Source organism: Methylocystis sp., from assembly GCF_021731785.1.
Classification (GTDB): Bacteria; Pseudomonadota; Alphaproteobacteria; order Rhizobiales; family Beijerinckiaceae; genus Methylocystis.
In genome coordinates this window covers 1-7,296 of the sequence record NZ_JAKFWS010000184.1, presented here as the reverse complement: position 1 = coordinate 7,296, position 7,296 = coordinate 1, and the positions used below count along the sequence as shown (strand labels likewise).

Below are 7,296 nucleotides of genomic sequence, written 5' to 3'. Positions count from 1 at the left end.
GATGCGCGGCGGGCCGGGCGTTTGGTTTGCGCCTTCACCCATCTCGCCCAACTGCGTAGTAGACAGGCGTCGCTTCCGTTAATGACGAATAGCGTATCGGATCATGCGCCGCAGCCGTCCTCGCCGCACGAGACGCGAATCGTCGTCGCCATGTCCGGCGGCGTCGATTCAAGCGTCGTCGCGGCCCTGCTGAAGGAGCAGGGCTATGACGTCGTCGGCGTGACGATGCAGCTCTATGACCACGGCGAGGCCACCCATCGCAAGGGCGCCTGCTGCGCCGGTCGCGACATCCACGACGCCCGAAGCGTCGCGGCGCAGATCGGGATTCCGCATTTCGTCCTCGACTATGAAAGCAAGTTTCGCGAGAAGGTGATCGATGAATTCGCCGCGAGCTACGCCAAGGGCGAAACTCCGGTGCCCTGCATCGCCTGCAACCAGTTCATCAAATTCGCCGATCTCATGGAGACCGCCAAGGACCTTGGCGCGCATGCGCTCGCAACCGGCCATTACATTTCCGCTCGCGACGACGGCCAAGGGGGGCGCGCGCTTTATCGCGCCAAGGACGCCTCGCGCGACCAGAGCTATTTCCTGTTCGCGACAACGCGCGAACAGTTGCGGATGCTGCGCTTTCCGCTCGGCGACTACACCAAGGCCGAAGTTCGCGAGATGGCCCGTCGCATCGGGCTCGAGGTCGCCGATAAGCCGGACAGCCAGGACATCTGCTTCGTGCCGACCGGCCGCTATGCCGACGTCGTCGAAAAGCTTGCGCCAGCGTCCGTCGTGCCGGGCGAGATCGTTCATCTTGACGGTCGCACGCTTGGGCGCCACGCCGGCGTGATCCATTACACGATCGGGCAGCGACGCGGGCTCGGCCTTGGCGCGAAGGTCGCCGGTCGCGACGTTGAGCCTCTTTATGTCCTGCGTCTCGACGCGGCGAAAGCGCAGGTGGTCGTCGGCCCGCGCGAGGCGCTGGAGACGCGCGCTGCAGAATTGCGCGACGTGAACTGGATCGGCGAAGGGACGCTCGCATCCTTGCCGCCCGAGGGATTGGACATTATGGCGAGGGTGCGCTCGACGCGGCCGCCGGCGCCCGCGCGGCTGATCGCCGGCGAAAATGGAGTCGCGTCGGTGGTGTTCGCTTCGAGCGAATTCGGCGTTTCGCCGGGTCAGGCTTGCGTCTTCTACGGCGCGGACGAAGATGAGGCGCGCGTGCTCGGCGGCGGATTTATCGCCGCGGTCGAGCCGGCCGCAATGACAATGGGATCGAAGGCGCCGCCGCTACGCGCCGCAGAACGGCGAAGGGCGCCTCGATGAGCGAAGCAAGAAACTATTTCCGCGACGTCGAAACGTTGGACAACGGCAATGTCGAGGCGGCCTATGCGCGCTGGGCGCCGATTTACGATTTGACCTTCGACGTTCTGCTGAAGCCCGGCCGCCGCGCCGCCGCGGCGGCGGCGTCAGGCGCGCGCGGAGCCATTCTTGACGTCGGCGTCGGAACCGGCCTCGAATTGCCGCTGTTCTCTCGGGATACGCAGGTCGTCGGCGTCGATCTCTCGGAACCAATGCTGCGCCGGGCAGCACAGCGCGTCCGCCGCGAGCGGCTCGGTCATGTCGCCGGCCTCGTCAAAATGGACGCGACGCAGATGGCCTTCGACGACGCGAGCTTCGCCTGCGTCGTCGCGCCATATGTGCTGACAGTGGTTCCAGAGCCTGCGGCGATGCTCGACGAACTGGCGCGCGTGCTGCGGCCGGGCGGCGAGATCGTGCTCGTCAATCACGTAAGCGGCAAGGACGACGCAGTCGCGCTGTTTGAAGCCTGGCTCGACCGCCATATGGCGCCCAAGCTCGGCTGGCGCCCGCAATTCCCTTGGTCGATCATCGGAGATTGGATCGACCGGAACCCGCAGATGAAGCTCGTCGAGCGCCGCCCACTCGCGCCCTTCGGCCTGTTTACGCTGACGCGGATTCAGCGAGTTTCCGTGGATCGGACAGGAATCGACGATTCATCGCGGCTGGACTTGGCGCTCGCATGAATGAAACCTGCTGACGACACTGGCGTTGCGCCCCTCGGGACGTTACATTCCTCGGGCGGCGCTGCGGGGTGCGTGTAGGACTATTATTCCCCGGGGCCTTATCGATCCTTATGGGAGCTGTCCCTGGCCTCGCTCGTGGGCTTGGTCACACGGCGCCCACCTACGTTGTAGGTTCCCGGGATCGATGTCCCACGGCTCTTGTGGCCCGCACCTTTCTCCCCTGCTATTGCTCTCGCATGAGCGATCCGAAAGCCGAGCTGCGCCGCCGTTCGCTGGCGCGGCGCGATCTCGTTACGCCGCGCGAAGCGCATGATGCCGCCGCCTCGATCGCCGCGCGAGGGCTTGCGCTCATCGAGCGCATCGCGCGCGACGCCGCGCTCGACGCGCCGATCGTCTCGGTCTATTGGCCGATCCGCAGCGAACTCAATACGCGCCCGCTCATCGAAGCGCTCGCCGCGCAAGGCTGCCGCGTCACGTTGCCGGTGATGCACAAGGTGCGTCATCCGCTGGTCTTCCGCGCCTTCGCGCCGGGCGATGACCTGGTCAAAGGACCCTTCGGCCTGTCGGAGCCTGCTGAAGACAAGCCCGCCTATGACCCCGACATCGTCTTTTCGCCGCTCGCCGCCTTCGACCGGCGCGGCTTTCGGCTCGGCTACGGCGGCGGCATTTATGACGCGACGCTCTTGGCGCTGCGCGCCATAAAACCCGTCATCGCCATCGGGGTGGCCTATGCCTGCCAGGAATCAGATCACGTGCCGGTCGAGCCCCACGACCAGCGACTCGATTGCATCATGACCGAGCAGGAAACGATACGATTCTCCGCATTTGAAGCAGCGGGCGTGAAAACCCGTTCGGACGCGGCGCCCTAAGCGCGCGGCGCCCGTCCAGAATGTTCATCGAGTCGTCGCCGACGGCAGTTTGATGAGTTGGCCGGCGCGGAATTTCTTCGCTTTCAGGTCGGGATTGGCGTCGGCGAGCACGCGCCATTTGTCCGCCGTCCCGTAAAGGCGCCTGGCGATGGACTTGAACGTGTCCCCCGCCCGGGCCGTATAAACGCCGGGATCTTTCGCCACGGCGGAGGCTGGAGCCGGCGACGGCTCGCGGGTTGCGACTTGCGGCGCCGCTTCCGTCTGCTCGCCCGCTGCGCTTCCCGAACTCGCCGACTGACCCGGAGCGGCGGGCGCCGCGGGCGCCTCCTCGGAAGCCGGCGTCTCTGCGGTTGCAGCGGCCTCTTCGATCAGCGGGTCCTGCTGCTGCGCCGTCGCAGAGTCGGGACCCACATTCGCCGCGCGGGGCCCGACGAAGAGCAGGTAGGCGATCGAAATAGCCGCGACAGCGAGGGAAGCTTCCGCGACGCCGCGACGCCGCGGCGGCGGGAAGAGCGGCGGCCGTTTCCGATCGTCGCCGTCGCCTGGCGTCGCCGGCTCTTCCTCTCGTCCCCGCAACCAAACCACTGCCTCGAACAGGAAATACAGGAACAGCGCCGCCGTCACCGGCGGTTTTCGGAACGGTTCCGGCGCAAACATATAAGCGACCACGCCGAGTTGAATGAGCGCGGAGAGCCATGGCAAGCCGATTGCGCCGAGCGTCGCGCGTCGCCGCGCGGCGATCGCGCCGGTCACGACAAAGAGCGCAGCATAGAGCCAGAACAGCGCGTCCTGGGCATCGAACGCCCAGCCAAAGGCGCCGGCGCCCAACAGATAGATCAGCCCGACGGCGGCGGCGGCGTAGGCGGCATGAACCCATCGCTGGCGGCCCAGCATCCGGCTGAGATGAAAGAGAAGCGCCGCCACGAGCGCCGCGATCAAAATCGGGGCGAGATACGAGGAGGGAAGTGAGATCATCAGACCGCGCTCCTTAGCGGTTCAGCGGCCGGCATTCGGCTTCGCCTTCAATGCGCTGCGGATATGACAGTTTTTTGAGAGCAGCGCCGACCCACGGCCGATTATTTCGATTTCTCCGACACGCCGGCGCTCTCGAACGTCGCCATGTCGCGATGGCACGCCAGCGCGGCTTGAACCACCCCAATGGCCAGCGCCGCGCCGGAGCCTTCGCCGAGCCGCATGTCGAGGTCGAGCAGCGGGCGCTTGCCGAGCCGCGCCAGAACCTCGCCATGAGCGCCCTCCGCCGAGACATGGCCGGCCAGGCAATTGGCGATCGTGTCAGGCGCGATCGCATGAAGGAGCGCGGCTGCGGCGCAGGCGACATAGCCGTCAAGCACGACGGGGATACGGTTGAGCCTCGCCGCCGCGATCGCGCCCATCATCGCCGCTATCTCACGCCCACCGAGCCGGCGCAGAATCTCCAAAGGATCAGCGAGATACGGACCATGCAGCGCTAGCGCGGCGTCGATCGCGGCGTTCTTGCGCGCGAGGCCGTCATCGTCGAGGCCCGTGCCGCGGCCGGTCCAGCGAGACGCCGGTCCCCCGTAAAGCGCCGCATAGATCGCGGCCGCGCTCGTCGTGTTGCCGATGCCCATCTCGCCCGGCGCCAGCAGGTCGATGTCGCCCTCGACCGCCTCCATCCCATAGGCGAAGGTCGCCGCCGCCTCGCGCTCGTCCATCGCCGGCGCCTGAGTAAAGTCCGCCGTCGGCCGCTCCAGCGCCAGTTCATAGACTTTGAGGCCAATTCCATGCGATTTGCAGATTTGATTGATCGCCGCGCCGCCGGCGAGAAAATTCGCCACCATCTGCTGGGTGACGCTCGCGGGAAAGGCCGAAACGCCCTGCGCGACGACGCCATGATTGGCGGCGAAAACCGCGACCAGCGGCCGCTCGATCGCGGGCGCCGCCCTGCCCTGCCAGGCGGCTAGCCATTCGACGATCTCTTCGAGACGGCCAAGAGCGCCAGGCGGTTTGGTGAGCAGGCGGTCGCGCGCCCGCGCCGCCGCCGCAGCCTCCTGATTGGGGCCAGGCAGCGCCGCCAGCAATATTCGGATTTCTTCAAAGGGACGGATGGGTTGAACCATGCCGCCGGCTTTACCGGGTCACGGCGCAATTGGCGAGCGCTTACGCCCGCCGCAACGACGCCTGGCTCCGCATCGAATCGAAAGCCGCGAGCGCGCGCTCGCGCGCCTCGGCATGATCGACGATCGGATGGGGATAAGTGTCGCCGAGCCCAATGCCCGCGGCGCACAAGACCTCCTCGGGCGCCGCCCATGGGCGATGGATGTAGCGGGCGTCGAGCCGCGCGAGCTCCGGCACGTAACGGCGCACATAAGCGCCATCCGGATCGAATTTCTCGCCCTGCAGCGCGGGATTGAAAATCCGGAAATAGGGGGCGGCGTCGGCGCCGCAGCCCGCGACCCATTGCCAGTTGGCGCTGTTGTTGGCGAGATCCGCGTCGACCAGCGTGTCCCAAAACCAGCGCTCGCCCTCCCGCCAGTCGATGAGAAGGTGCTTGATCAAAAAGCTCGCCGAAACCATCCGCGCGCGATTATGCATCCAGCCGGTGATCCACAATTCGCGCATCGCCGCGTCAACGAGCGGATAGCCGGTCTGGCCGTTTCGCCAGGCGTCGAGCGCCAGCGCGTCGTCGCGATAGGGAAAGCTCTCGAAGCTTCTGTCGAGCGGACGTTCGGGCAAGTCCCAATGGGCGATGAGCAAGTGATGGCAGAACTCCCGCCAGCCGAGTTCACGCAAATAGGCTTCGCCGCCGATGCTGGCGGGCTCGTTGATGGCGCGCCAGACGTCGCGCGGCGACAACTCGCCGAAGTGCAAATGCGGGGAGAGCCGCGAAACGCCGACTCGTCCCATGAAGTCGCGTTCGGCCTTGTAGTCGACGACGTGGTGGCGCGCGAAATCCGCCAACTCGGCGCGGGCCGCCGTCTCCCCGACAAGCCAGGCCTGGCGCATGCCGCCCGCCCAGTCTGGGTTCTGCGGCAACAACCGCCAAGCGTCGAGGTCGTCGCTGTCGGGCGGAATTGGCGCCGCGCGCAGCGCTTCGGGCGCTGGCAGCGGCAGTTCCGGCGGCGGCGCGGCGAGACACGCCCGCCAGAAGGGTGTGAACGCCCGGAAGCTCTCGCCCTGCTTGGTGCGAAGCGCCTCCGGCTCGAAAAGCAAGGACTCGTGAAAACAATGGCATTCGACGCCATCATCGCGCATTTGCGCAATGATTTCCTCGTCCCGCCTGATCGCCCAGGGTTCGTACAGCCTATTCCAGAAGACGGCGCTGGCGCCCGTTTCGGCGATGATCTGCTCAAAAACATATTGAGCGCGCCCGCGACGCAGCGTGAGCTGCACGCCCCGCGCGGCGAGTCGCGGAGACAGCGCCGCGAGAGAGTGGTGCAACCACCAGCGCGCCGCCGCGCCGGGGCGCCATTGGCCGGGGCTCGCGTCGTCCAAAATATAGAGCGCAACCAACGGGGCTCCGGTTCGCGCCGCCGCAGTGAGGGCCGGATTGTCCGCGATGCGCAAATCATTGCGAAACCAGACGATCGCCGGCGCATTCATACTGAAGTTACCTCGTTCGAAGGGCTACGCCGCTCGTGCCGCCTCGACGAACGATCGTTGACTTAAGTCGTAACCGCTCTGGGAGCCCAGGGTTCCATGATCGCGGTTTGGACCTCGCTTCCGGCGCGCCGACCGTCAGTGGAGGCGTTTGGCGTGCTTGAGCCCATAGAGGAAATAAATCCCAATCCCAATTGCCGTCCAGATTAGCAGGCGCAGCCATGTGTCGAGCGGAAGCGCGGCCATCAGCGCGAAACAGGACAAAATTCCCGCGATCGGCAGCCAAGGGATGCCGGGCGCACGGAACGGACGCCTGATTTCCGGATGCATTTTGCGCAGCTTGATCACCGCCAAGCAGACAAGCGCGAAAGCCGCCAGCGTGCCGATGCTCACCATCTCGCCAAGTATATCGAGCGGCAACAGACCCGCCGCGAGCGCAACGACCACCCCGACCAGAATCTGGCTCACGGCAGGAGTGCGCCATTCCGGGTGAAGCCTTGCGAAGATCGGCGGCAGCAGGCCATCATGCGCCATCGCAAAGAAGATTCGCGTCTGACCATAGAGCAGCACCAGAATCGCCGTCGTCAGTCCGGCAAGCGCGCCGAGTTTCACCGCCCAGGCGAGCCACGACACGCCGGTGCGATCCATCACCAGCGCCATGGGATCGGGGACGCCGAGCTCTTTGTAATTGACGACGCCGGTCGCGACCGCCGCGACGGCGACGTAAAGGATCGTGCAGATGATGAGCGAGCCGATGATGCCGATCGGCACGTCCCGCTGCGGATTATGGGCCTCTTGCGCCGCGGTCGAGACCG

General features: G+C 66.1%; 7 protein-coding genes and 1 other RNA gene. 4 read left to right on the top strand and 4 right to left on the bottom strand.

Annotated features, from left to right (window positions below):
• The first annotated feature begins 81 nt into the window (after nt 1–81).
• The 4 genes from mnmA to QZ964_RS20970 all read left to right on the top strand — a co-directional run bounded on the left by mnmA (nt 82) and on the right by QZ964_RS20970 (nt 2,902).
• Entirely contained in the window at nt 82–1,314 is a 1,233-nt protein-coding gene (mnmA, locus tag QZ964_RS20985) for a tRNA 2-thiouridine(34) synthase MnmA (protein WP_292534239.1), read from the top strand.
• The gene (locus QZ964_RS20980) at nt 1,311–2,033 is read left to right on the top strand and encodes a class I SAM-dependent methyltransferase (protein ID WP_292534238.1); all 723 of its coding nucleotides are present in this window, start codon (nt 1,311–1,313) and stop codon (nt 2,031–2,033) included. The genes mnmA and QZ964_RS20980 overlap by 4 nt, the downstream gene beginning before the upstream one ends.
• A gap of 55 nt (nt 2,034–2,088) precedes the next feature.
• Nucleotides 2,089–2,243: non-coding RNA, 6S RNA (gene ssrS / locus QZ964_RS20975), on the top strand.
• A gap of 26 nt (nt 2,244–2,269) precedes the next feature.
• Nucleotides 2,270–2,902: a 5-formyltetrahydrofolate cyclo-ligase gene (locus QZ964_RS20970; RefSeq protein WP_292534236.1), complete on the top strand. Its 633-nt coding sequence runs from the start codon at nt 2,270–2,272 to the stop codon at nt 2,900–2,902.
• A gap of 24 nt (nt 2,903–2,926) precedes the next feature.
• Here QZ964_RS20970 and QZ964_RS20965 read toward each other — a convergent pair whose 3' ends face one another.
• The 4 genes from QZ964_RS20965 to QZ964_RS20950 form a co-directional block, all read right to left on the bottom strand.
• Nucleotides 2,927–3,877 (bottom strand): LysM peptidoglycan-binding domain-containing protein, encoded by a 951-nt coding sequence (locus QZ964_RS20965; protein WP_292534234.1) that lies wholly within the window; start codon nt 3,875–3,877, stop codon nt 2,927–2,929.
• Nucleotides 3,878–3,978: 101 nt separating this feature from the next.
• A complete protein-coding gene (gene cobT / locus QZ964_RS20960) occupies nt 3,979–5,001 on the bottom strand; it encodes a nicotinate-nucleotide--dimethylbenzimidazole phosphoribosyltransferase (protein ID WP_292534231.1) in 1,023 nt (340 codons plus the stop codon).
• A 40-nt stretch (nt 5,002–5,041) separates the two neighbouring features.
• Complete coding sequence (locus QZ964_RS20955) at nt 5,042–6,484, bottom strand: deoxyribodipyrimidine photo-lyase (RefSeq protein ID WP_292534230.1); 1,443 nt, start codon at nt 6,482–6,484, stop codon at nt 5,042–5,044.
• A 135-nt stretch (nt 6,485–6,619) separates the two neighbouring features.
• The coding region (locus QZ964_RS20950) for an APC family permease (RefSeq protein WP_292534228.1) at nt 6,620–7,296 on the bottom strand (677 nt) is incomplete at its 5' end.

Bases quoted from the DNA above. Each gene is read 5' to 3' on its own strand.
- mnmA (WP_292534239.1), top strand. From the start codon at position 82: ATGACGAATAGCGTATCGGATCATGCGCCGCAGCCGTCCTCGCCGCAC.
- QZ964_RS20970 (WP_292534236.1), top strand. From the start codon at position 2,270: ATGAGCGATCCGAAAGCCGAGCTGCGCCGCCGTTCGCTGGCGCGGCGC.
- cobT (WP_292534231.1), bottom strand. From the start codon at position 5,001: ATGGTTCAACCCATCCGTCCCTTTGAAGAAATCCGAATATTGCTGGCG.
- QZ964_RS20965 (WP_292534234.1), bottom strand. From the start codon at position 3,877: ATGATCTCACTTCCCTCCTCGTATCTCGCCCCGATTTTGATCGCGGCG.
- QZ964_RS20980 (WP_292534238.1), top strand. From the start codon at position 1,311: ATGAGCGAAGCAAGAAACTATTTCCGCGACGTCGAAACGTTGGACAAC.
- QZ964_RS20955 (WP_292534230.1), bottom strand. From the start codon at position 6,484: ATGAATGCGCCGGCGATCGTCTGGTTTCGCAATGATTTGCGCATCGCG.